At 51.3% G+C, this 24606-nt stretch carries 24 protein-coding genes and 1 pseudogene; 23 read left to right on the forward strand and 2 right to left on the reverse strand.

Features of this window, described 5'->3' with window-relative positions:
* Window positions 1-52 precede the first annotated feature (52 nt).
* From tgt to secF, 4 genes and pseudogenes are all read left to right on the forward strand, one after another.
* A complete protein-coding gene (tgt, locus tag BZJ17_RS02180) occupies window positions 53-1174 on the forward strand; it encodes a tRNA guanosine(34) transglycosylase Tgt (RefSeq protein ID WP_069590626.1) in 1122 nt (373 codons plus the stop codon).
* Window positions 1175-1210: 36 nt separating this feature from the next.
* Entirely contained in the window at window positions 1211-1540 is a 330-nt protein-coding gene (yajC, locus tag BZJ17_RS02185) for a preprotein translocase subunit YajC (protein ID WP_069590628.1), read from the forward strand.
* A gap of 27 nt (window positions 1541-1567) precedes the next feature.
* A complete protein-coding gene (secD, locus tag BZJ17_RS02190; protein ID WP_077456433.1) occupies window positions 1568-3421 on the forward strand; it encodes a protein translocase subunit SecD in 1854 nt (617 codons plus the stop codon).
* Window positions 3422-3432: 11 nt separating this feature from the next.
* Window positions 3433-4115 (forward strand): annotated as a pseudogene (gene secF, locus BZJ17_RS02195) (protein translocase subunit SecF).
* 108 nt (window positions 4116-4223) lie between these two features.
* Here secF and suhB read toward each other — a convergent pair.
* Complete coding sequence (gene suhB / locus BZJ17_RS02200) at window positions 4224-5027, reverse strand: inositol-1-monophosphatase (RefSeq protein WP_069590632.1); 804 nt, start codon at window positions 5025-5027, stop codon at window positions 4224-4226.
* 261 nt (window positions 5028-5288) lie between these two features.
* Here suhB and trmJ point away from each other — a divergent pair, with 261 nt between their 5' ends.
* From trmJ to der, 19 genes are all read left to right on the forward strand, one after another.
* Window positions 5289-6044, forward strand: coding sequence for a tRNA (cytosine(32)/uridine(32)-2'-O)-methyltransferase TrmJ (gene trmJ, locus BZJ17_RS02205; protein WP_077639630.1), 756 nt, complete (start codon window positions 5289-5291; stop codon window positions 6042-6044).
* A 132-nt stretch (window positions 6045-6176) separates the two neighbouring features.
* Entirely contained in the window at window positions 6177-6698 is a 522-nt protein-coding gene (gene iscR / locus BZJ17_RS02210) for a Fe-S cluster assembly transcriptional regulator IscR (protein WP_069590637.1), read from the forward strand.
* Window positions 6699-6727: 29 nt separating this feature from the next.
* Window positions 6728-7942, forward strand: a complete 1215-nt coding sequence (locus BZJ17_RS02215) for an IscS subfamily cysteine desulfurase (protein WP_077456440.1) — start codon at window positions 6728-6730, stop codon at window positions 7940-7942.
* Between the two features lie 54 nt (window positions 7943-7996).
* Entirely contained in the window at window positions 7997-8380 is a 384-nt protein-coding gene (gene iscU / locus BZJ17_RS02220) for a Fe-S cluster assembly scaffold IscU (RefSeq protein ID WP_069590641.1), read from the forward strand.
* A gap of 21 nt (window positions 8381-8401) precedes the next feature.
* Window positions 8402-8725, forward strand: a complete 324-nt coding sequence (iscA, locus tag BZJ17_RS02225; protein WP_069590643.1) for an iron-sulfur cluster assembly protein IscA — start codon at window positions 8402-8404, stop codon at window positions 8723-8725.
* A 13-nt stretch (window positions 8726-8738) separates the two neighbouring features.
* Window positions 8739-9251 (forward strand): co-chaperone HscB, encoded by a 513-nt coding sequence (gene hscB, locus BZJ17_RS02230; protein ID WP_069590645.1) that lies wholly within the window; start codon window positions 8739-8741, stop codon window positions 9249-9251.
* Window positions 9252-9298: 47 nt separating this feature from the next.
* Window positions 9299-11149, forward strand: a complete 1851-nt coding sequence (gene hscA, locus BZJ17_RS02235; protein WP_077639631.1) for a Fe-S protein assembly chaperone HscA — start codon at window positions 9299-9301, stop codon at window positions 11147-11149.
* A gap of 2 nt (window positions 11150-11151) precedes the next feature.
* The gene (gene fdx, locus BZJ17_RS02240; RefSeq protein ID WP_077639632.1) at window positions 11152-11490 is read left to right on the forward strand and encodes an ISC system 2Fe-2S type ferredoxin; all 339 of its coding nucleotides are present in this window, start codon (window positions 11152-11154) and stop codon (window positions 11488-11490) included.
* Window positions 11491-11524: 34 nt separating this feature from the next.
* Window positions 11525-11719, forward strand: coding sequence for a Fe-S cluster assembly protein IscX (gene iscX, locus BZJ17_RS02245; RefSeq protein ID WP_175418670.1), 195 nt, complete (start codon window positions 11525-11527; stop codon window positions 11717-11719).
* A gap of 205 nt (window positions 11720-11924) precedes the next feature.
* Window positions 11925-13220 (forward strand): aminopeptidase PepB, encoded by a 1296-nt coding sequence (gene pepB, locus BZJ17_RS02250; protein WP_077639633.1) that lies wholly within the window; start codon window positions 11925-11927, stop codon window positions 13218-13220.
* 154 nt (window positions 13221-13374) lie between these two features.
* On the forward strand, window positions 13375-13803 hold the full coding sequence (gene ndk, locus BZJ17_RS02255) for a nucleoside-diphosphate kinase (protein ID WP_077456448.1): 429 nt from the start codon (window positions 13375-13377) through the stop codon (window positions 13801-13803).
* A gap of 236 nt (window positions 13804-14039) precedes the next feature.
* On the forward strand, window positions 14040-15161 hold the full coding sequence (locus BZJ17_RS02260; RefSeq protein WP_069590656.1) for a bifunctional tRNA (adenosine(37)-C2)-methyltransferase TrmG/ribosomal RNA large subunit methyltransferase RlmN: 1122 nt from the start codon (window positions 14040-14042) through the stop codon (window positions 15159-15161).
* 29 nt (window positions 15162-15190) lie between these two features.
* Window positions 15191-15946, forward strand: coding sequence for a type IV pilus biogenesis/stability protein PilW (gene pilW / locus BZJ17_RS02265; RefSeq protein WP_077456452.1), 756 nt, complete (start codon window positions 15191-15193; stop codon window positions 15944-15946).
* Entirely contained in the window at window positions 15936-16868 is a 933-nt protein-coding gene (gene rodZ, locus BZJ17_RS02270; protein WP_077639634.1) for a cytoskeleton protein RodZ, read from the forward strand. Before pilW ends, rodZ begins: the two co-directional genes overlap by 11 nt.
* 15 nt (window positions 16869-16883) lie before the next feature.
* On the forward strand, window positions 16884-18017 hold the full coding sequence (gene ispG / locus BZJ17_RS02275; protein WP_069590662.1) for a flavodoxin-dependent (E)-4-hydroxy-3-methylbut-2-enyl-diphosphate synthase: 1134 nt from the start codon (window positions 16884-16886) through the stop codon (window positions 18015-18017).
* 47 nt (window positions 18018-18064) lie between these two features.
* Window positions 18065-19333: a histidine--tRNA ligase gene (hisS, locus tag BZJ17_RS02280; protein ID WP_077456456.1), complete on the forward strand. Its 1269-nt coding sequence runs from the start codon at window positions 18065-18067 to the stop codon at window positions 19331-19333.
* Window positions 19334-19345: 12 nt separating this feature from the next.
* On the forward strand, window positions 19346-19948 hold the full coding sequence (locus BZJ17_RS02285; RefSeq protein ID WP_077456458.1) for a tetratricopeptide repeat protein: 603 nt from the start codon (window positions 19346-19348) through the stop codon (window positions 19946-19948).
* Window positions 19949-19957: 9 nt separating this feature from the next.
* Window positions 19958-21115, forward strand: a complete 1158-nt coding sequence (bamB, locus tag BZJ17_RS02290; RefSeq protein ID WP_077456460.1) for an outer membrane protein assembly factor BamB — start codon at window positions 19958-19960, stop codon at window positions 21113-21115.
* Window positions 21116-21206: 91 nt separating this feature from the next.
* The gene (der, locus tag BZJ17_RS02295) at window positions 21207-22700 is read left to right on the forward strand and encodes a ribosome biogenesis GTPase Der (protein ID WP_069590670.1); all 1494 of its coding nucleotides are present in this window, start codon (window positions 21207-21209) and stop codon (window positions 22698-22700) included.
* Between the two features lie 402 nt (window positions 22701-23102).
* Here der and xseA read toward each other — a convergent pair whose 3' ends face one another.
* Window positions 23103-24467: an exodeoxyribonuclease VII large subunit gene (xseA, locus tag BZJ17_RS02300; protein WP_241836741.1), complete on the reverse strand. Its 1365-nt coding sequence runs from the start codon at window positions 24465-24467 to the stop codon at window positions 23103-23105.
* Window positions 24468-24606 lie beyond the last annotated feature (139 nt).

Consider the following 24606-nt stretch of genomic DNA (forward strand, 5'->3'; position numbering starts at 1 on the left):
TTGCACGCATAAGACACACGCCAGACTGTTTCTCTGGCACTGAGGAGGATTCGTGGAATACGAACTGAAGAAAACCGACGGACGCGCCCGCCGTGGCCGTTTGATCTTTGAGCGCGGGACTGTAGAAACCCCAGCATTTATGCCGGTAGGAACGTACGGGACCGTAAAAGGAATGACCCCAGAAGAAGTTAAAGGAACCGGTGCCGAAATCTTGCTTGGCAACACCTTCCACCTTTGGCTGCGTCCGGGTCAAGAGGTAATGCGACTGCACGGGGATTTGCATGACTTTATGCAGTGGCAAGGACCCATCTTGACCGACTCTGGCGGCTTCCAAGTCTTCAGCTTGGGCGATATCCGTAAAATCACCGAAGAAGGGGTCCATTTCCGTAACCCTGTGAACGGTGATCGCATCTTTATGGATGCGGAAAAATCGATGGAGATCCAATACGACCTTGGCTCAGACATCGTGATGATTTTTGATGAGTGCACCCCCTACCCAGCGACACACGCGGAAGCGAAAAAGTCGATGGAGATGTCACTACGCTGGGCAAAGCGCAGCCGTAATCACTTTGACAAATTAGGTAACAAAAATGCGCTGTTCGGTATCGTGCAAGGTGGTGTATATGAAGACCTGCGCGATGTATCGGTCAAAGGGCTCACTGAGATTGGCTTTGACGGTTATGCTGTCGGTGGTTTGGCTGTAGGTGAGCCAAAAGAAGACATGCACCGCATCTTGGAGCATACCTGTCCGCAACTACCAGAAGATAAGCCCCGCTATCTGATGGGCGTGGGTAAGCCTGAAGATTTGGTGGAAGGCGTTCGTCGTGGCGTAGACATGTTTGATTGTGTGATGCCAACCCGAAATGCCCGTAACGGCCACCTCTTTATTACCGGCGGTGTGATCAAGATCCGTAATGCGAAACATAAAAGTGATACCTCGCCTCTGGATCCAGAGTGTGACTGTTACACTTGCCGCCATTACAGCCGTGCTTACTTGCACCATTTAGACCGCTGTAACGAAATTCTTGGTGCGCGCCTCAATACCATCCATAACTTACGTTACTATCAACGAGTGATGGAAGGTTTGCGTCACGCGATTGACGAAGGTAGATTAGATGCCTTTGTAGAGGATTTCTACGCGCGTCGTGGCAAGGAAGTGCCGCCGCTCGACTGATTTCGAATTCAACAACTAGAACGAGGACGTGATTGAATGTTTATCTCACAAGCTCACGCAGCCGCTGAAGCCGGACCACAAGGTGGTGGTATGCAGCTATTTATCATGCTTGGCCTTTTTGCGGTGATTTTCTACTTTATGATTTACCGCCCGCAAGCCAAACGTGTTAAAGAGCACAAGAACTTGATGGCTTCTATGAGCAAAGGGGACGAAGTACTGACCGGTGGTGGTTTGGTGGGTAAAATCACCCAAATCGCTGAAGACAATGATTTTATTGTCATCGCCCTGAACGACGACAACGAAGTGACGATTAAAAAAGACTTCGTGACCGCTGTTCTACCTAAGGGTACCATCCAGTCTCTTTAATTCTCGCAACCATAAAGGATGCATGCTGTGCTAAACCGTTATCCTTTGTGGAAGTACATCATGTTGCTGGTAATCTTGGTTACCGGCATCGTGTATGCGCTTCCCAATTTATACGGTGAAGATCCAGCAGTACAAATTTCCGGGGCGCGTGGCGCCTCGGTAGATATGACTGCGCTGGACTCCATCAAACAAACCCTCGAATCCAACGATCTTTCCTATCAATCTATCGCGCTCGAAGACGGCACCGTGTTGGCCCGCTTTAAAGACACTGAGACCCAAATCAGTGCTCGCGATCTTCTGATGTCCCGTTTTGATAGCAACGACTATGTGGTGGCTTTAAACCTGGCTCCGGCGACGCCGACTTGGCTAGACGCGCTGGGTGCTACGCCAATGAAGCTTGGTCTTGACTTGCGTGGCGGTGTGCACTTTCTCATGGAAGTGGACATGGACGCGGCACTCGAAAAGCTGATGACGCAGCAGGAAGACAGCTTCCGTACTGATCTGCGCGAAGCGCGTATTCGCTACCGCGGCATTCGAATTGAAGATAATACCCGCGTTGTGGTGCTGTTGCGTAATGCGCAAGACACAGACAAAGCACTTGAGCTACTGTCGAACAACTATCTGGATATGAACTTCTCGGTAGATGACGATCAAGGCAAACTGACCGCCGTCTACAAAGAAGAGCGCCTGAAAGAAATTCGTAATTACGCAGTGGCCCAAAACATCACCATTTTGCGTAACCGTGTGAATGAGTTAGGTGTGGCCGAGCCATTGGTGCAACGTCAAGGCGCAAGCCGGATTGTGGTTGAGCTTCCGGGTGTACAAGATACGGCGCGTGCGAAAGAAATTCTTGGCGCGACGGCGACCTTGGAATTTCGCGAAGTGGATCAAGACGCCGACTTGTCTGCTGCTATGGCTGGCCGAGTGCCGCCGGGTAGCGAGCTGATGATGACCCGTGATGGTCGTCCAACCGTGTTGAAAAAGCGCGTGATCCTGACCGGGTCTCATATTACCGATGCGAGCTCGTCACGTGACGAATACAGCCGTCCTCAAGTCAATATCTCGCTAGATAGCGAAGGTGGCGACAAGATGTCGGACTTCAGTAAACGCCATATTGGTGAACTGATGGCAACGGTTTTCGCTGAGTACAAAGACAGCGGAGAGCGCGACGAAAACGGCAAAGTGATCTTGGAAAAACACGAAGAAGTGATCAACCAAGCGACGATTCAATCGGCGTTGGGGCGTAACTTCCGGATTACTGGCATCGACTCGCCCGCAGAAGCGCACAACCTCGCGTTGCTGTTACGTGCAGGTGCCTTGATTGCTCCCATCTCTATTGTTGAAGAGCGCACCATTGGTCCATCTATGGGGCAGCAAAACATCAATATGGGTGTGCAAGCCTGTATCTGGGGATTGGTCGCGGTGATGATCTTCACCTTGATTTACTACCGTCGCTTTGGCCTTTTTGCTAACTGTGCGTTATTTGCGAATATCGTGCTGATCATCGGTATCATGTCTTTGATTCCTGGGGCGACCATGACGCTACCCGGCATTGCCGGTATTGTCCTCACCGTGGGGATGGCCGTGGATGCGAACGTACTTATCTTTGAGCGTATCCGCGAGGAGCTGATTGAAGGGCGTAATCCACAACATGCGATTGATCGGGGTTACTCCAATGCCTTCAGTACCATTGCTGATGCCAACATCACCACATTGATCACTGCCATTATCTTGTTTGCAGTGGGTACAGGGGCAATCAAAGGCTTTGCTGTGACGCTGTCGATCGGTATTTTGACCTCAATGTTTACGGCCATTATCGGTACACGTGCGCTGGTTAACCTGGTGTACGGCGGTAAACGCGTCAAGAAACTGTCGATTTAAGGGAGCCAAGCATGTTTCAAATTTTTAAACCAGACATGTCGATCAACTTTATGCGTTGGTCCAAGTTGGCCTTCGTTTTTTCGCTTGTCATGATTGCCGCGTCTGAATGCGCCGGATTGAGTTTGTGGGTCCAAACGTCGGGGACGAACTGACCGAAGCGGGTGGTCTGGCGATCATCATTGCCTTGGTTTGTATTTTGATCTACGTCTCATTCCGCTTTGAGTGGCGTCTGGCAGCCGGTGCGGTTATGGCGTTGGCGCATGATGTGATCATCACCTTAGGGATCTTCTCACTGTTCCAAGTGGAAGTGGACTTGACCATTGTTGCCGCGTTGCTAACGGTGGTGGGTTACTCGTTGAACGATACCATCGTGGTATTTGACCGGATTCGTGAAAACTTCCGTAAGCTGCGTAAAGGTGAGTCGGATGAGATTATCAATGCCTCTATCTCACAAACCTTAAGCCGGACCACGATTACATCCGGGACCACGTTGTTTGTGGTCATCGCCCTATTCACCTTGGGCGGCTCAATGATCCACGGGTTTGCCATGGCATTGCTGATTGGTATCACGGTAGGTACGTATTCTTCGATTTACGTTGCGTCAGCGTTGGCGCTGAAATTGGGGATTACTCGCGAGCACTTGCTGGTACCCGAGGTGGAAAAAGAAGGTCAAGAGTTCGACTCTATGCCTTAATGCTGTCGGCTACCGACTCGGTGGCCGTGGCTTTACCATTCAGTTTGGTAATAAAAAAAGCGGCGCTCGATGAGCACCGCTTTTTTCTTTTTTCGTCTGTCGTGTCGATTATTTCTTCATCGACTCAGGCGCATTCTCACGCACTTTTGCCAGCATACCTTTCACGATACGTGGGTTACCACTGACAATGTTGCCTGAGTGCATGTAATCGGTGCCGCCACTAAAGTCGGTACAAATCGCACCCGCTTCACGAGCAATCAGCTCACCGGCCGCAAGGTCCCACGGCTTAAGGCCAAGCTCAAAGAAACCGTCCACACGGCCAGCGGCCACGTAGCACAGATCCAAGGCTGCTGAACCGGTACGACGGAAGTCTGCACAATCAACAAACAAAGCACTGATCACGGCCATAAAGCCTTCAGCATGTTGCTTCGCTTTGAAGGGGAAACCCGTCGCGAGGATAGTGCCGTTCAGATCTTTTGCGCTGCCGGTACGGATACGTTTGTTGTTAAGTTGCGCGCCAGCACCGCGTTGTGCGGTGAATAGCTCGTTACGCATTGGGTCATACACGCAGCCGATTTCGGTGCGGCCTTTAATGCGCACAGCGATAGAAACGCTGAAGTGAGGTAAGCCATTAACGAAGTTAGTGGTGCCATCCAGTGGGTCGATGATCCATTGATAGTCGCTATCTTTACCTTCCGCAACGCCAGATTCTTCACCAACGATGGTGTGGTCAGGGTAGGACTTCTTGATAATGTCGATGATGATTTGCTCAGCACCTTTGTCCACATTGGTGACAAAGTCATTGGTGCCTTTTTGCGCGGTTTCGATGTTGTCTCTGTGTTCTGCAGATTTAGCGATAAAGTCGCCAGCCTTCCGTGCAGCACGGACGGCGATGTTTAGCATCGGATGCATACGATTTTCCCAACGGATGTTAAAGAACGAAAGCGGGCGCGAGTATAACAGAGCTGGATGAAAAGGAAAGTGGTTATTTTTTCATCGCCACGGATCAGGCAATTAGCGCGGTAACATGTTTTTCGTCAATAGTCGCTCTTGTCCTAGCTGAGAAGTATTATCGATTGCACTGTGATAAACTGCGCAGATCTTTCAGACCTCTGCTTGCGGGTAGTCAAAGCCAATAATTACCCCAGTAGTGCAAGAGACGACGATAACACCATGCTAGATCAAATTCGCGTAGTGCTAGTGGGCACTTCCCACTCCGGCAATATCGGCTCGGCGGCACGAGCCATGAAAGTAATGGGCTTAAGCCGTATGACCCTAGTGGCACCTCAATGTGACGTTGATGGACAAGCCATTGCACTGGCTGCCGGTGCCAGTGATATCGCCAATAACGCGCGAGTGGTGGACACGCTTGAAGAAGCCGTGGCCGATTGTGGCTTGGTGATTGGGACCAGTGCACGCAGCCGAACGCTAGAATGGCCGATGCTAGATGCCCGCGAGTGTGGGAAAAAGGCCTTGTCTGAAGCACCGTCTCATCCGGTTGCGATTGTGTTCGGCCGTGAGCGCACAGGACTCACAAATGAGGAGTTGCAAACCTGTCATTATCATGTCGCGATTCCTGCCAACCCAGATTATAGCTCGTTGAATTTGGCCATGGCGGTGCAAACACTCTGCTATGAGCTGCGTATGGCATGGTTAGAAAGCCAAGCGTATCAAGGCGAGAGTCAGGTTCAAGACTATCCGCTTAATGAAGAGCTAAGCCGTTTTTACCAACACCTTGAAAAGGTGTTAACCCAAACCGGTTTTATTCGTAAACAGCATCCTGGCATGGTGATGACCAAATTGCGTCGTCTGTTTAATCGCGCAAGGCTGGAGAGCCAAGAGCTTAATATTCTGCGCGGCGTCTTGTCGTCGGTTGAAAAAGGGACCCGGCCAACAGACGCATCACCATCCAATAAAGAGAATTCATAACGGCATTGATCGATTTCATTGGCACGACGTAATAGGGCAAATAAAACCTGACTAAATTACTCAGGTAAATACTTGACCAAAACACTCAAGTATGTAACCATTTGACCATCTATTCACCACAGGTAGCGTGTTATGAGACTGACTTCGAAAGGCCGTTATGCGGTAACCGCGATGCTCGATGTCGCCCTTCATTCTGAGCAGGGCCCGGTGCCACTGGCGGACATTTCTGAGCGTCAAGGCATTTCATTGTCTTACCTTGAGCAACTTTTCTCTCGCCTGCGCAAGGCGGGGCTAGTGAGCAGTGTTCGTGGCCCAGGCGGTGGTTATCGTCTTGGTGTAGAAGCCACTGATATCGCGGTAGGTGCCGTGATCGCGGCGGTTGACGAATCCGTAGACGCCACTAAGTGCCAAGGTAAAGCTGATTGTCAAGGCGGTACTCGCTGTTTGACGCATACCTTGTGGCGCGATTTAAGTGCCCGTATAAGCGGTTTTCTAAATGACATCACGCTCGGTGAGCTGATGCAAGATAACGAAGTGAAGCAAGTAGCAGATCGTCAGGACGCTAAACTGGATGCCACCTTGGCGCCCAGACATTCTTTTAGCTCACAAGTAAAGCAAGACAGTGCCACCATTGGTGTCAATGTTCGCTCCTGATGACCATGTCGGTGTAATTGGAGAAAAACATGAAATTGCCCATTTATTTTGATTACTCAGCCACGTGTCCGGTTGACCCGCGTGTGGCTGAAAAAATGAGTCAGTACCTGACTATGGACGGGTTCTTTGGTAACCCGGCCTCTCGCTCGCACCGTTTTGGCTGGCAGGCAGAAGAAGCGGTGGATACCGCTCGTGAGCACATCGCGAACTACTGTAATGCTGATCCTCGTGAAATCGTCTTTACCTCTGGTGCGACCGAGTCTGACAACTTGGCAATTAAAGGCATCGCTCACTTCTACGCGAAGAAAGGCAAGCACGTCATTACTTGTAAAACCGAGCATAAAGCGGTGTTGGACCCATGCCGTCAACTCGAGCGTGAAGGTTTTGAAGTTACCTACCTTGAGCCAGAAGAAAATGGCTTGGTAGACATGAAAAAGCTCGAAGCAGCGATGCGTGACGACACAATCTTGGTGTCTATCATGCACGTGAACAACGAGATCGGTGTGATTCAAGATATCGCGGCCATTGGCGAACTGTGCCGTGAGCGTAAGATCATGTTCCATGTCGATGCGGCGCAATCTATCGGTAAACTGCCTATCGATGTGCAAGAAATGAAAGTGGACCTGATTTCATTCAGCGCCCACAAAGCCTACGGACCTAAGGGTATCGGGGCGCTGTATGTTCGCCGTAAACCTCGCGTGCGTATCGAAGCGCAAATGCACGGTGGTGGCCACGAACGCGGTATGCGTTCAGGTACACTCCCTACCCACCAAATCGTGGGCATGGGTGAAGCGTTCCGTATTGCCAAAGAAGAGCGTGAAAAAGATTACCAACACGCACTGGCATTGCGTAACCGCTTCTACGAAGGCGTTAAAGATCTGGAAGAAGTCTACGTCAACGGTGATATGGAACAGCGTGTCCCACACAACCTAAACGTAAGCTTTGCGTTTGTTGAAGGCGAATCTTTGCTGATGGCATTGAAAGACCTGGCCGTTTCTTCAGGCTCAGCCTGTACGTCAGCAAGCCTTGAGCCTTCTTACGTATTGCGTGCACTGGGACGTGACGATGAGCTTGCACACAGCTCACTGCGTTTCTCATTTGGCCGCTTCACCACTGAGGAAGAAGTGGACTACGCGGTTGAAAAAGTCCGCGAAGCGGTTAACAAACTGCGTGAAATGTCTCCATTGTGGGATATGTACAAAGACGGTATCGACCTAAGTACCGTTGAATGGGCGCACCACTAATTCAAAAAACGCGCCAGCTGGCAACAGTGAGCAATCATATTTGAGGAAACGATTATGGCTTACAGCGATAAAGTAATTGACCACTACGAAAACCCACGTAACGTCGGTGCGTTTGAAAAAGATGATCCGTCTGTCGGTAGCGGCATGGTGGGTGCGCCGGCTTGTGGTGACGTTATGAAGCTACAAATCAAGGTGAACGACCAAGGCATCATCGAAGACGCCAAATTTAAAACCTACGGCTGTGGGTCAGCGATTGCATCAAGCTCGCTGGTGACTGAGTGGGTAAAAGGCCGCTCAATTGATGATGCCGCAGCGATCAAAAACTCAGAGATCGCTGAAGAGCTAGAACTTCCGCCGGTAAAAGTGCACTGCTCTATCTTGGCAGAAGACGCTATCAAAGCGGCAGTGAGTGATTACAAGAAAAAACACCAGCAGTAAAACCAAGGGGTTGTTGTAACTATGGCGATTACCATGACACAAGCGGCATCTGATCGCGTCAGAGCTTTTTTGGATAACCGAGGCAAAGGCATCGGCCTGCGACTGGGTGTCAGAACGTCAGGTTGCTCAGGCATGGCTTATGTCCTTGAGTTTGCTGATGAGCTGCAAGAAGGCGATCAGGTGTTCGAACGTGACGGTGTAAAGGTGATTGTCGACAGCAAAAGCCTGCTTTATCTCGAAGGGACAGAGCTGGACTTTGTGAAAGAAGGCCTAAATGAGGGCTTTCAGTTCAACAACCCTAACGTGAGCAGCGAGTGTGGTTGTGGCGAAAGCTTTAACGTGTAATTCGTGAGAGCACATGAATCATTTTGAACTCTTCGAGCTACCGTACCAGTTTGAGCTGGACGGTAGCTCGCTTTCTTCCACATTCCGGGAACTGCAACGTCAGTACCACCCCGACAATGTGGCTAGCCAAGACGATAAGACTCGTCTTCAGGCGGTACAGAAAGCATCCCAAATAAACGATGCGTTCCAGACCCTAAAAGATCCGGTGAGTCGCGCAGAATACATGCTGCTCCTGCAAGGCATTGACTTGAAAGACGAGCAACAGACCATGCAGGATCCGGAGTTTTTAATGCAGCAAATGATGCTGCGCGAAGAACTTGAGTCAATCACCGACAGTCATGACGACGCGGCACTGTTTGATTTTGGTGAGAAAGCCCAAGCGCTTTACGACAGCTTGATTGCGGATGTTAAAACCGCGCTAGCACAATCGCAGTGGCAAGATGCTGCGGTGATCGTTCGTAAGCTCAAGTTTGCGGTCAAACTTCGTCAAGAAGTCGAACGCGTTGAAGATCAGCTCATGGGCTGATGTTGCACTTATTCGCCTGTCAACGCAGTAAAGTTTAAGGATTCGACATGGCACTGTTACAGATTTCAGAACCCGGTCAAAGTGCTGCGCCGCACGAGCACAAACACGCGGTGGGCATTGATTTAGGGACCACCAACACCTTGGTAGCGTCGGTGCGAAGTGGCAAGGCGACCACCTTGAACGACCATCAAGACCGACCTTTGATCCCCTCCGTCGTCCACTACGGTGAAGAGACTGTTTCTGTCGGTTACGATGCGCTAGACAAAGTGCAGACAGACAGCGCGAACACCTTGGTGTCCGTGAAACGTATGATGGGACGCTCATTGGAAGATGTCCAAGCCCGCTACCCTAATTTGCCTTATCAGTTTTCTAAAACCGAAAACGGTCTTCCACAAGTCGAGACACGTCGAGGGGCGATTAACCCAGTTCAAGGTTCGGCCGATATTTTACGTGCCGTGCGTGAGCGCGCAGAGGACAGCCTAGGCGACGCCTTAGAAGGCGTGGTCATTACGGTGCCTGCTTACTTTGACGATGCGCAGCGCGCAGGGACCAAAGATGCGGCCAAACTTGCAGGCCTTAATGTCTTGCGCCTGCTTAATGAGCCAACTGCGGCGGCGATTGCCTACGGCCTCGACTCTGGTCAAGAAGGCGTGATTGCCGTGTACGACCTTGGCGGCGGTACCTTTGATATTTCTATTTTGCGCCTTTCGAAAGGGGTGTTTGAGGTCATGGCCACGGGCGGTGACTCGGCACTGGGTGGCGACGATTTTGACCACTTGGTTGAACAGTGGATCTGCGAGCAAGCCGGATTTGAAACCCTGAGTGGTGATGAGCGTCGTACGGTGCTTCACGCGGCGACACAAGCCAAAATTGCGCTATCGTCGGCGGACACCACGGCCATTGATGTGCTTGATTGGCAGGGCGTGCTGACGCGAGAAACGTTCGATCAGCTGGTGGCGCCACTGATCAAGAAAACCTTGATGTCGTGCCGTCGTGCACTGAAAGATGCCAGTGTCAGTGCTGATGAAGTGCTGGAAGTGGTTATGGTGGGTGGTTCAACCCGTGTGCCTGCGGTTCGTGAGCAGGTTGGCCAATTCTTCGGTCGTGAGCCCCTCACTAGCATTGACCCAGATAAAGTGGTTGCCATGGGCGCGGCCACTCAAGCGGATATTTTAGTCGGCAACAAGCCAGACTCTGACATGTTGCTGTTGGATGTGATCCCCTTGTCACTCGGTATTGAGACCATGGGTGGCTTGGTGGAAAAAATCATTCCACGTAATACCACGATTCCTGTCGCCAAAGCGCAAGAATTTACGACCTTCAAAGACGGCCAAACCGGCATGAAAGTGCATGTGGTACAAGGCGAGCGTGAGATGGTCGACGACTGTCGCTCACTGGCCCAGTTTAGCCTGAAAGGCATTCCACCCATGACGGCTGGCGCCGCACATGTGCGCGTTACCTATCAAGTGGATGCTGACGGCTTGCTGTCTGTCACCGCGATGGAAAAATCAACCGAGGTTGAAGCGTCCATCCAAGTGAAGCCGTCTTACGGGCTCAGCGATGACGAGATCGCTACGATGATCAAATCATCGTTTACCCATGCGGCAGAAGACAAAGACGCGCGCTACTTAGCGGAGCAGCGTGTTGAAGCTGACCGCGTGATTGAAGGGCTGCTTGTTGCGATGCAACAAGATGGCGATACCTTGCTTGATGCCGATGAGCAACAAGCACTGGTGAATGAAATAGAAAAACTGATCGCTCTGCGCAACGGTGATGATGGCGCTGCGATAGAAGCCGGAATCAAAGCGCTGGATAAAGCAAGCCAGACCTTTGCGGCACGTCGCATGGACCAATCGATTCGTCATGCGTTGGCCGGCCAATCCATTGATGAGGTGTAATCATGCCTAAGATTATTGTTCTGCCACACCAAGATTTGTGTCCAGAAGGCGCAGAATTAGAGGCCAAAGAAGGTGAAACGGTTCTCGACGTGGCGCTAAAAAACGGTATTGGGATCGAACATGCCTGTGAAAAGTCCTGTGCCTGTACCACATGTCACATCATTGTTCGTGAAGGCTTCGACTCTCTCGACGAAAGTGACGAGCTAGAAGACGATATGCTGGATAAAGCGTGGGGGCTGGAGCCTGAATCGCGTCTCGGCTGTCAGGCAAAAATCATGGATGAAGATCTCGTGGTCGAGATCCCACGTTATACCCTCAACCATGCGGCAGAAAACCATTAATCCAAGCCGCTAAGGACGGAGAAGCAAGATGAGCTTGAAATGGACAGACTCACGCGATATCGCGATTGAACTGAGTGATACCTACCCAGATGTAGACCCTAAAGCGGTACGTTTTACGGATTTGCACCGTTGGATCACTGAGTTAGAGGATTTTGATGACGATCCGGAGCGTTCCAATGAGCGTATCCTAGAAGCGATCATCATGTGTTGGATGGATGAGCTAGACTGAGGGTTAACTCTCGTGAGTGGCTGATAATACTTGTATTTTAGCCACTGCCTCGGCACAGTATCTGTGGCCAAATACCTAACACATTATTAAAAGCGGGCCAATCGGCTCGCTTTTTTACATTCAACTGGCTGTCATCGACCTCGATTAAGATAGCCGGATGACGCTGCGCAGCAAAAAGCAGCGCGATAGTACAAGGAGTGCAACTATGTCTGAAACATTAATGGTTACTTTGTCGCATGAACCGGCAGCCGCGCATTGGGGCGAGAACGCCTTGGTCTCATTTGAGGCGGATAAAGCGGTTGTACACGCGCCAAAAGGCGAGACGCAACGCGATAAAGTACAGCAAGCCGCTCGCAAGCTTGAAGGGCAAGGCGTACCCGCATTAACGCTTGGTGGTGACCAGTGGGACTTGGAGCTGGCGTGGGCGTTCTATCAAGGTTTGCGCGGCCCGAAAAATACCGTCGCATTTGAACAGGCGGTGCTCAGTGGCGCCGATGCCGATGAGTTCGCCCTGCGCCAGCGAGTGGGCGATTGGGTGCGCGACATTATCAACCAAACTGCCGAAGAAGTGGGCCCTCATCAACTGGCTGCCCGCGCGGGGGAATTTGTCAAATCCATGGCCCCGGAGGCGGTCAGTTATAAAATTATTTCTGGCACCGATTTGCTTGAGCAAGGCTGGAACGGCATTTACACCGTTGGACGTGGTTCGGCGCGTAAACCGACCATGCTGCAGCTTGACTTCAACCCAACTGGTGATGAATCTGCCCCTGTCTATGCGTGTTTAGTGGGGAAAGGGATCACCTTCGACTCGGGCGGTTACAGCATTAAGCCGTCTGACTTTATGGCGTCGATGAAAGCCGATATGGGGGGGGCTGCCACCGCGACCGGCGCATTAGCGATGGCGATTGCCAAAGGGCTGAATAAGCGCGTCAAACTGATCCTATGCTGCGCAGAAAACATGATCTCAAGCAGCGCCTATAAGCTTGGGGATATTATTACCTACAAAAACGGTGTGACGGTCGAAGTGCTCAACACTGATGCGGAAGGCCGATTAGTCTTAGCCGATGGTCTGATGTACGCCAGTGAACACAAGCCTGAACTATTGATTGATTGTGCGACCCTAACCGGTGCAGCGAAAGCCGCGCTGGGTAATGACTATCACGCTTTATTCAGTTTTGACGACTCGCTGGCGCATCGCACCCTTGAAGCGGCGCAGCAAGAAGGTGAAGGCATGTGGCCGCTGCCACTGGCAGAATTCCACCGTAAACTCTTGCCTTCATCGTTCGCAGACATTGCTAATGCGTCTTCTGGTGCATACATGCCAGGCGCGAGCACCGCGGCTGCGTTCTTGTCCTACTTCGTGGATGATTATCAAAAAGGTTGGATGCACGTTGATTGCTCCGGCACCTACCGTAAAGCCGCGAATGACAAATGGGCGGTGGGCGCGACCGGTATGGGTGTGAAAACCCTCGCTCGTGTGTTGTTGGATGAGGCGAAATAATCGCTCATTGACTGAAAACAGGCGAAGCATGTCACTGATTTTTTGTGCCAGTTAACGCTTCGCCTGATTAGGCTTAGGGCGCACGGATAAAGTCTGCTAGGGTAGGCCCGTATCGTCCCTTGAGGCCCATTATAGAGAGTGAAAGGAAAAGCGAATGACCATTGAACGCACTTTTTCTATCGTCAAGCCTGATGCCGTAGAGCGTAACCTCATTGGTGCTATCTATCAGCGTATCGAAAGTGCTGGTTTGCGTATTGTCGCAGCGAAAATGCTGCATCTGACCAAGGAGCAAGCAGAAGGGTTTTATGCCGAACACCAAGGCAAACCGTTCTTTGCGTCACTGGTTGAGTTTATGACCTCGGGTCCCATTATGGTCCAAGTGCTAGAAGGTGAGGGCGCGATTAGCCGTTATCGCGAGCTAATGGGGAAAACCAACCCAGAAGAAGCGGCCTGTGGCACCTTGCGCGCCGATTTTGCAGAAAGCATGCAATACAACTCAGTGCATGGCTCGGATAGCCCCGCGTCTGCTGAGCGTGAAATTGCTTACTTCTTCACGGCCGATGAGATCCATCCTCGTTGCTAATCCCGCTTTTAGCGCACGGGTGTTTTAAAAAGAGGCGTTGGCCTCTTTTTTTACGTCTTAAGTGCAAATAACCCTGCTCGCTGAGAGTGGAAACTGTGATCTAAAGCCTGTACAATTTCGCGCCTTGAGCGCGCACGCCAGCCCCTTGTTAGCATAACAGGGCGGACAAGCAGCGTGACGCAATGGCGAATATACTTGTCTTTACCACACAGCTAGTTCTTACGAGGCAACCCCCAATGACAACAGAGAAAGTTAATCTGCTTGATTTTGACAGGCAGGCACTCCGTGCATATTTTGCTGACGAGCTCGGCGAAAAGGCATTCCGTGCCGACCAAGTCATGAAGTGGATCTATCACTTCGGTTGCGACGACTTCGATGAGATGAACAACATCAACAAGAAGTTGCGTGAGAAACTCAAGCGTGTGGCGGAGATCCGCGCACCAGAAGTGGCATCGGCCCAGTACTCAAAAGATGGCACCATTAAATGGGCCATGCGTGTGGCTGGTCAAGATGTTGAAACCGTCTATATCCCAGAAGATGACCGGGCAACCTTGTGTGTGTCTTCGCAGGTTGGTTGTGCGTTGGACTGTAAATTCTGTTCGACCGGTGCCCAAGGCTTTAACCGCAACTTGCGCGTGTCTGAGATCATCGGTCAGGTATGGCGTGCGTCGAAAGAAATCGGGATTGAAAAAGAAACCGGTCGCCGTCCGATCACCAACGTGGTGATGATGGGCATGGGCGAGCCATTACTGAACATGAAAAACCTGATCCCAGCGTTGAACCTGATGCTAGATGATAACGCCTACGGCCTATCGAAGCGTCGCGTGACGGTCTCAACCTCAGGGGTTGTATCAGGTCTTGAGCAAATGATCGGTAAAATCGACGTAGCGTTGGCGATTTCTCTGCATGCGCCGAATGATGAGCTTCGCAGCCAGATCATGCCAATCAATGACCGCTGGGACATTGAGGCATTCCTTGATGCCGTGCGCCGTTATATTGCGACATCGAATGCGAACCGTGGTCGTGTCACGGTTGAGTATATTTTGCTCGATCATGTCAATGATTATATGGAGCATGCGCGTCAGCTCGCAGAGCTACTGAAAGATACGCCAGCGAAGATTAACCTTATTCCATTTAACCCGTATCCTGAGTCTCCGTACAAGAAACCGAGTAATTCTCGTATCGATAGGTTTATGAAAACCTTGATGGAATACGACTTTACCGTGACGGTACGCAAGACGCGTGGAGATGATATTGATGCCGCTTGTGGGCAATTAGCCGGCGATATCATTGATCGAACCAAACGCGCCGAGAAGCGACTGGGTGCACAGGAGGTTATCCCTGTTCGTCCAGTCTGACCGTTAGGCTCAGAAAAAAGGATAGGGACATGCACCGTACTGGCTGTGTACTCTTACTCATCATGACGTTGGCTGGATGTGCAACGCCAGTAGAAAAGCAAAAAAGTTCAGAATTTGATAGTATTCGGGCGGCGGATGCCCGAATATCGCTGGGATTAGGCTACCTAAACAGTGATCGCTATCAACAAGCGCAGCAAAACTTACAACAAGCGCTACGATATGCGCCAGACTACTATCGTGCCTTGCTGTCAATGGCGTATTATCAACAACGTGTCGGAGAAAGTGAAAAAGCCGACCGTTTTTATCAACAAGCATTGCGCCAGGCGCCCGATAATGGCGACGTATATAACAATTACGGTGTATTTTTGTGTGAGCAGCGGCGTTTTGCTGCGGCGAAGCAAGCATTTTTGCAAGCCATTGCGCAACCGTATTATCATCGGGTGTCAGACAGTTATGAAAATGCCGCCTTTTGTCAGCTAACGGCTGGGGAAAGGCAAAGTGCAAAAGCCTTGTTTGAAAAAGCCGTCGATCATGACCCACTTCGAGTACGGTCAGGATTGCAACTTGCCAAACTTGAAATCGAAGATGGGCAAGAGACGCGTGCTATCGCACGTATTCAACGTTTGCAAAGACAGGTCGGCGAGCGCCCTGCGGGGCTACTGCTTTTAGTGAAGGCACATCAACAACAAGGCAACGCGGAGCAAGCTGCCCATGATGCACAACGATTGGCGCAACAGTTTCCAGAATCCAAAGAATATCAATTGTACCTAGCGAATGAATACTGAACAGACGGAAGAACAAGCGCAAACACATACTCAACCTGCGCCCGGGGAAGTATTAAAGCAAGCGCGTGAAAAAATGGGCTGGAGTGTTCGCGATGTTGCCGACAGGCTGAGATTGCGCGTGAGCGTGATTGAAGATCTCGAAAACAACAATCCAGATACCGATCAATTGGCCACGTTTACACGTGGCTATTTGCGATCCTACGCTAAGTTGCTGCAAATTGATTCGAATAAATTGTTAGAAGAACAGGATATCGACGCTAATAGTTCTGAGACAATTCAAAAAATGCAGAGCTTTTCACGCAAAACACGTCGTCAGAAAAGCGAGAGCCGTTTGATGATGCTCTCAGGAGTGATTGCGCTGATCTTGGTTGGGATCACGGGTGCTTGGTACTGGCAAAATCAACAAACCGTCGAACCGTTAGTGCCTCAGCAAGCAGCGGACGAGTTGGTGACCACACCGAATGACACCGATACCATGCCGGTGGCTGATCCTGCACAAGCACCTATCTCGGACGCTGAACCAGAGCCGTCGGTACCGGCCTCTAGCGAAGGACAACAAGCGACACAAGCCGTGGCGCCAGAGTCAACGACCAGCGAACCGAGCATCAGCGAACAAATCGATGAAGCCCAGCGCGCTGCCAATGACAGTGTCGGCAATGATAACGAAGCGCCGGTCGCTGCGGACAACACATTGGTCATGCGCTTTAGCAGCGATTGCTGGATTGACGTCCGTGATGCCACCGGTGCGCGCTTGGCCACGGGCATTAAAACCAACGGCGATGCACTGACTTTAAACGGTGAGCCGCCTTATCAACTGGTATTGGGCGCCCCGAGTGCGGTGACCATTACTTTTAATGGCGATAATATTGATCTTGATGGCTATCCAACCGGCCAAGTGGCACGGTTGCGCCTTCCGCAGTAATCAGAGAACGTCGACATGCATACCGAATCCCCGATTAAACGCCGTCCGTCTAAACGTATTTACGTCGGTAATGTTCCCATTGGTGATGGTGCGCCGATAGCGGTGCAATCGATGACCAATACACGCACCACAGATGTAGATGCCACAGTAGCGCAAATTAAAGCGCTAGAAAAAGTGGGCGCCGACATTGTACGTGTCTCGGTACCGACGATGGATGCGGCTGAAGCCTTTAAATTGATCAAGGCGCAAACCTCGATCCCGTTGGTCGCGGATATCCACTTTGACTACCGTATTGCCTTAAAAGTCGCAGAATACGGTGTGGATTGCTTGCGCATCAATCCCGGTAATATAGGCCGTGAAGAACGCATTCGTGCCGTGGTGGATGCTGCGCGAGATAAGAATATCCCGATCCGTATTGGCGTGAATGGCGGCTCACTGGAGCGTGATTTACAAGAAAAATATGGCGAACCGACCCCAGACGCGCTAGTTGAGTCAGCGATGCGCCATGTCGATATCCTGGATCGGCTCAACTTTGATCAATTTAAAGTCAGCGTGAAAGCCTCAGACGTATTCTTGGCCGTCGAGTCATATCGAAAATTGGCGCAGCAAATCGATCAACCGCTGCACCTTGGCATTACCGAAGCGGGTGGCGCCCGTGCGGGTGCGGTTAAATCTGCGGTGGGCCTAGGGATGCTATTAGCGGAAGGCATTGGTGATACCTTGCGTGTATCCCTTGCCGCTGATCCGGTAGAAGAAATCAAAGTCGGTTTTGATATTTTAAAATCACTGCGGATCCGTTCACGCGGGGTGAACTTTATTGCCTGCCCAAGCTGTTCGCGTCAAGAATTTGATGTGATAGGAACCGTGAATGCGCTCGAGCAGCGCCTTGAAGACATCACCACACCGATGGATGTTTCTGTCATTGGCTGTGTGGTGAATGGGCCCGGTGAAGCCGAAGTCTCTCACCTAGGCTTGGCGGGTGGCAACAAACGCAGCGCCTATTACCTCGATGGCAAGCGTCAGAAAGAGCGTTTTGATAACGAGAACCTTGTCGACGCACTTGAGGCAAAAATTCGCGCGAAAGCGGCGATGATGGATGAAAAGAACCGCATCGACGTCTCACAAATTGAAAAGGAAGGCGAAGCCTAACGGCCGCCTTCTCCATTCTCACTCTTTAATCGGTAACGGAAGTTAACGTGGCTAAAACAATTCAAGCAATTCGAGGCATGAACGATTGCCTCCCGTCTCAGTCTCCCCTATGGCAAAAACTAGAGAACACGGTCAAGCAGGTGGTCAGTGCTTACGGGTATAGCGAAGTACGCATGCCTATCGTGGAAGCAACCCATCTTTTTAGCCGCGCCATCGGTGAAGTCACCGACGTTGTCGAAAAAGAAATGTACACCTTTGATGATCGCAATGGTGACAGCCTCACACTGCGTCCTGAAGGGACAGCGGGTTGTGTGCGTGCCGGTATTGAAAATGGCTTGCTTTATAACCAAGAACATCGCCTTTGGTACACTGGCCCAATGTTCCGTCACGAGCGTCCACAAAAAGGCCGCTATCGTCAATTCCACCAATTTGGTGTGGAAGTGTTTGGCATCGATGGCCCAGACGTCGACGCTGAACTTATCATGATGACGGCGCGTCTCTGGCGTGAGCTAGGCATTGCCGATCACGTCCGTTTAGAGCTTAATTCAATTGGCTCGCCACAAGCGCGTGCTGACTATCGCCAAGCCTTGGTGAATTTTTTGATGCAGCATGAATCTGTTTTGGATGAAGACAGCAAACGCCGCATGAAAACCAACCCATTACGTGTGTTGGATACCAAAAATGCTGACATCCAAGCCATTCTGGTGGATGCTCCTAAGCTGAGCGACTACCTCGATGAGGAATCGAAGCAGCATTTTGCCGGCTTGTGTGAACTCTTGGACGCAGCAGGCATCCAATACGAGGTTAACCACCGTTTGGTCCGTGGCCTTGATTACTACAACCGCACCGTGTTCGAGTGGATCACAGACAGCCTTGGCGCCCAAGGTACAGTATGTGGCGGCGGTCGCTATGATGGTCTGGTTGAACAACTCGGCGGTAAAGCGACGCCTGCGGTTGGATTCGCGATGGGCCTCGAGCGTCTCGTTCTGATGCTCGAAACCCTGAACCAAGATGATGTGCGTCCTGCTGTGGATGTGTATGTTGTCACGGTTGGAGAAGGTAGCCTCGTTGCCGGTATGCAGCTGGCTGAGCGCTTACGTGAGCAAGTCCCGGGCCTACGTGTTATGTCGCACTTTGGCGGGGGTAACTTCAAAAAACAATTTAAACGTGCGGACAAAGTCGGTGCGTCTGTGGCACTGGTGCTTGGCGAAGATGAAGTCGCGAATGGCACCGTGGCAGTAAAAGATTTGAAAGGCGGCGAGCAGCAAACCTTGAAACAAGACGAGGTCGCCGCGACACTCGCAGATTTGATTTAGAGAGGACAGATCGTGGACGTCTACACCACAGAAGAACAGCAAGTTGAAGCGATTAAAAAGTGGTGGCGAGATAACGGCAAAGCCGTTGTTATTGGCGCTGTAGTCGGATTGGGTGTGCTATATGGATGGCGTTACTACCAAGCACACGTGACTGAGAGCAAGGAACAAGCCTCACAGCAATATGTTCAAGCGCTTAGTGGTCTGGACAAAGGCGAAACCGCCGCCCTTGAGAACGTGGTTAAAAGCGAAGACCACGAAGGCTATCGTGCGTTAGCTGCCATGCAATTGGCGAAAAAACTGGTTGAACAAGGGGAGCTTGCGCAAGCGAGCGAACAGCTGCGCCAAGCCAGTGCTTGGGTTAAAGACGATGCCATTCATGGTTTAATTGCCACTCGTCTTGCGCGGATTGAGGCGGAGTTAGGTAATTATGACACCGCAGTGACTGAGCTCGATAGCGTGAAGGCACCAAGCTGGCACGCGAAAGTGGAAGAGATCCGTGGTGATATCATGCTGCTTAAAGGCGACAAAGATGCGGCACGTAGCGCCTATGCGGCGTCACTTGCAGCGGCAGAGAACCCAACCGTCAATATGAAGCTTAACAACCTCAGTCAGTAAGGTCGCGGTATGACAAAAGGATTATGGCGTGGGGCGGCGATGGCAGCTGCCTTGGCGTTGCTCGCCGGTTGTGCCGGTGAAGAAGATGTGGTGCAAATGGCACCATTGCCGACGGTGAATAGCCAATTTACCCCAAGCTTGCAATGGAAAGCACAAGTCGGTGATGGCGTCGGTCATTATTACTCTGCACTGCGTCCGGTCGTGGCTTATGACAAAGTCTTTGCCGCAGATCGTAACGGCCTTATCGGCGCGTATGATTTACAGACCGGTCAGTCGGTATGGGAACAATCAGTGCAAACCGATGTACCTGCGTTGCTCTCGGGCGGTTTGAGTGCGTCTTACGGGAAAGTCTATGTCGGCGCGGAAACTGGGGTGCTTTATGCACTGGATGCCGAAAACGGTGAGCTCGTTTGGCAACAAAACGTCAACGGCGAAATCCTGTCAAAACCCTTGGTTGAAGCTGGACTGGTCGTGGTCAATACCAGCCGCGGTGAGCTAGTTGCGTTGGACGCCGAATCGGGTGAAGTGCAATGGAACAACACCAACGATGTGCCCAATCTCAGCTTGCGTGGCGACAGTGCGCCCGTCACTATCTCCGGCGGTTTATTCTGGGGCATGGCCAATGGTCGATTGGGCGCGGCGATGATCCAAGATGGTCGCTCGCTCTGGCAAATTCCAATTGCCACGCCGAAAGGGGCGACCGAAATTGATCGTCTGGTCGATGTGGATGCCACTCCGGTGATTGAAGGCGACCGCCTGTACGCGGTGGGGTATAATGGTCAGTTGGTGTCGATTGATTTGCGCTCTGGCCAAGCGGCGTGGAAGCGTGATTTTTCGACAGCGACAGACTTTATGGTTGCGGGCAACACCGTTTATCTGATTGATGATAAAGACGATATCGTGGCATTGGATGCGCGCAACGGCCTAGAAAAATGGCGTAACACTGAACTGGAATACCGGATTCTCACGCCACCTTCGGCGAGCAGTGGTTACATCATGGTGGGTGACAGCCAAGGTTATTTGCACTGGCTTGATCCACAAACCGGTGAGTTTGTTGCTCAGCAGTCACTGGAAGGTAATGGCATCGCCGTTGCGCCAGTACAAACGGATAACGGCTATATTGTGATCACACGTGATGGTCAAATGAGAAAACTGACCATCGAGTAGAATTAGCCAACATAACTATTTTGGGCTCCTGACTGCTCTGACAGTGAGGAGCCTTGTTCATTGATAAGAGAATGAAAGAGAAGAGGTCTACATGATTCCTGTTATTGCCCTTGTAGGGCGCCCGAACGTGGGGAAATCGACGCTCTTTAATCGTCTAACCCGCACGCGTGATGCGCTAGTAGCGGACTTTCCGGGACTGACCAGGGATCGAAAATACGGTAAAGCGATGCTGGGTGAACATGAGTTCATCGTGATCGATACCGGCGGCATTGATGGCACCGAGGAAGGCGTAGAAACCAAAATGGCTGAGCAGTCTTTGGCCGCCATTGAAGAAGCAGACGTTGTCCTGTTTATGGTTGATGGTCGTGTGGGTTTAACCCCGGCCGACCAAGAAATTGCGCAGCATATTCGCACCCGTGAAAAAACATCTTTCTTGGTGGTGAATAAGGTCGACGGGATGGATCCGGACACCGCCGCGTCTGACTTTTGGCAATTAGGCATGGACAACATGTACCAAATTGCGGCCGCACATGGTCGCGGTGTAAGTACCTTGATCAATCGTGCGCTGATGCCGTTCGCGGAACAAGCTAAAGAAGACCAAGAAGCTGGCTTGGTTGATCTCACCGGTGAGGATGATATCGAGCCGGTAGACGAAACCACCATGACCGAAGAGGAAGCGGAAAATGAGTACGCCCGCCTCCAAGCCCAGCCGATTAAAATCGGCATTATTGGCCGTCCAAATGTGGGTAAATCGACCCTAACCAACCGCATGCTCGGCGAGGAGCGCGTGGTGGTTTACGATATGCCGGGCACCACACGCGACTCTATCTACATTCCTATGGAGCGTGATGGACGCGAATACGTGATGATTGACACCGCCGGTGTACGACGTCGTAAGCGCGTGACGGATAAAGTCGAGAAGTTCTCGGTCATCCAAACCCTTAAAGCGATTGAAGACGCCAATGTGGTGTTGCTGGTGATTGATGCGCGCGAAAACATCTCTGACCAAGACTTAAGCCTACTGGGCTTTGCCTTGAATGCCGGACGCTCTATTGTGCTGGCAGTTAACAAGTGGGATGGATTGGATAGCGAAGTGAAAGAGCGCGTCAAATCAGAGCTCGACCGCCGTCTTGGTTTTGTCGACTTTGCGCGTGTTCACTTTATATCTGCCCTGCATGGTACGGGTGTGGGTCACTTGTTTGAGTCGATTCAAGAAGCCTATGAGTCAGCGACTAAGCGTGTAGGCACATCGATGCTGACGCGCATCATGAAGATGGCGCAGGACGACCACCAACCGCCGATGATTCGAGGTCGCCGAGTGAAGCTGAAATATGCACACGCCGGGGGCTATAACCCACCGATTGTGGTGATTCACGGTAACTTGGTCAATGAACTTCCGGACTCCTACAAGCGCTATTTAATGAACTACTATCGCCGGACGCTCGATATTATGGGCACCCCGATTAAGATCCAGTTCCAGAATAGTGAAAACCCGTATGAAGGGAAGAAAGAGAAGCTGACGCTTTCTCAGTCCAGACAGCGCAAGCGCTTGATGGATATGGTGAAAAACCGAAACAAAAAATAATGACTCGCCCAGCCATCGCGCTGGGCTTTTTTTGATCTTTCTTACCGCTCTATGATCCTTTTCATGATCTTTTGCGGAAATAAAGTGATCTAAATCACATTAAATTGCAGGTTACAGTCAGTGAAACGATCCGCTGTAATACCGCGCTAGGCGGGTTTTTGAGCGGTGAGAATTCAACCATCACCTGACGCTATTCTCTTTTCATTAATTCTGGATCACGTCCAAAATAGATACCCAAACAGTTTTTTATATCGCTTAAAATCCAAATGCAGAACATGTAACTTATGCTTTCGGGAAGTGTATTGATAAATATTCTTTTTAGGGTAGGAAGCTGATCAAGGGGCATTAACCCCTCGATCAGGCGATCACAACCAGATCAGAGAGAAGTCGGTTGTGCAGAGGTTAATCCTGCGTGGGGGAGACACAAGCCGGTGCAAGCGCGGTGACCGTACTTGTGATGTCACCCTCACGCAGATGGGTATGTAGTGTTTGACCCACGCTAAGCTGATCGGTCTGGGTCACCACTTTGCCATCGTCCGTACGCGTGATGGAATAACCTCGGGTTAGGGTGGCCAGTGGGCTAACGGCATCTAAGGTTGCCATCAGGGTATGCAAACGCTGTTGTGCGTGCTGCAAGTGAGCGTCCATGGCGTGATTAAGACGCTGCTCAAGCTGGCTCACATGCCCTTGCTGGCGATGAATGGTGTGGATTGGCGTTGCACGCTGCAATCGGCCGTCCAACTGGCTACATTGCGCCTGAGCGCGACGAATTTTGGTCATCATCGCCTGTTGCATGCGCCGTTGTAGCTCATCTAATCGCTGGCTTTGCTGTTGTAAGCGCGTGCGCGGATGCTGGTGGGACAAACGGTGCGACAATTGGGTGAGATGGCGTTGCTGACGATAAAGCACATCGGCCATCGCGCGACTGAGTGCCTGCTCGCGTTGCTGGTATTGCTGAAGCCGATAACTCAGATCGCGGCTAACCAGCTCCGCAGCAGCTGAAGGGGTTGGGGCGCGCATGTCAGCGACAAAATCAGCAATGGTCACATCCACCTCATGGCCCACCGCACTGACGATAGGAATTGTGCTGGCAGCGATGGTACGGGCGACGATTTCCTCATTAAAACACCAGAGATCTTCTAGCGATCCCCCGCCACGACCGACAATCAAGACATCACACTCTGCACGGCTATTGGCACGACCAATGGCTTGCGCGATGCTGACCGCGGCATCGCGCCCTTGCACCAGCGTAGGATAAATAACCACGGGTAGGCTAGGATCGCGCCGTTTGAGCACATGCAGAATATCATGCAAGGCAGCGCCGGTTTTGGAGGTAATAATGCCAATACGGCGTGGTTGAGCGGGTAACGGCTTTTTCTCGCTTTGAGCAAAAAGCCCTTCGGCCGCAAGCGCCTGCTTACGTTGCTCAAACTCTTGTTGTAACCGCCCATCCCCTTCAGGTTGCATACTTTCGAGGATCAACTGATAGTCACCGCGTGGCTCATACAAGGACACTCGGGCGCGGACTAACACCTGGTCGCCATTTTTCGGTTTGAAGGTAACACGACGGTTGTTACCGCGGAACATGGCACATTTCACTTGGCTTTGGTTATCTTTTAGCGATAAATACCAATGCCCCGAGACTGCGGCGGTAAAATTGGAAATCTCCCCGCTTAACCAGACAATGCCGATATCGCGCTCAAGACACAGCCGAACTTCGGCATTCAGCCGAGACACCGTCAAAATGTTGCGATTGTTTGTGCTCACGTCGCCAACCTTTTTCATTCACCTGCACGCATACTACCTGTCTGGTTTGAGGATGCCAATTGCTAAGCGTATGCCGTGCGTGAGTGGGCGTTTTCACCCGAAGTGATTGAATATTAAGCGCCTAAAATCAAAGACACCA

It is taken from the genome of Salinivibrio sp. IB574 (genome assembly GCF_001996205.1).
GTDB classification, from domain to species: Bacteria; Pseudomonadota; Gammaproteobacteria; order Enterobacterales; family Vibrionaceae; genus Salinivibrio; species Salinivibrio proteolyticus.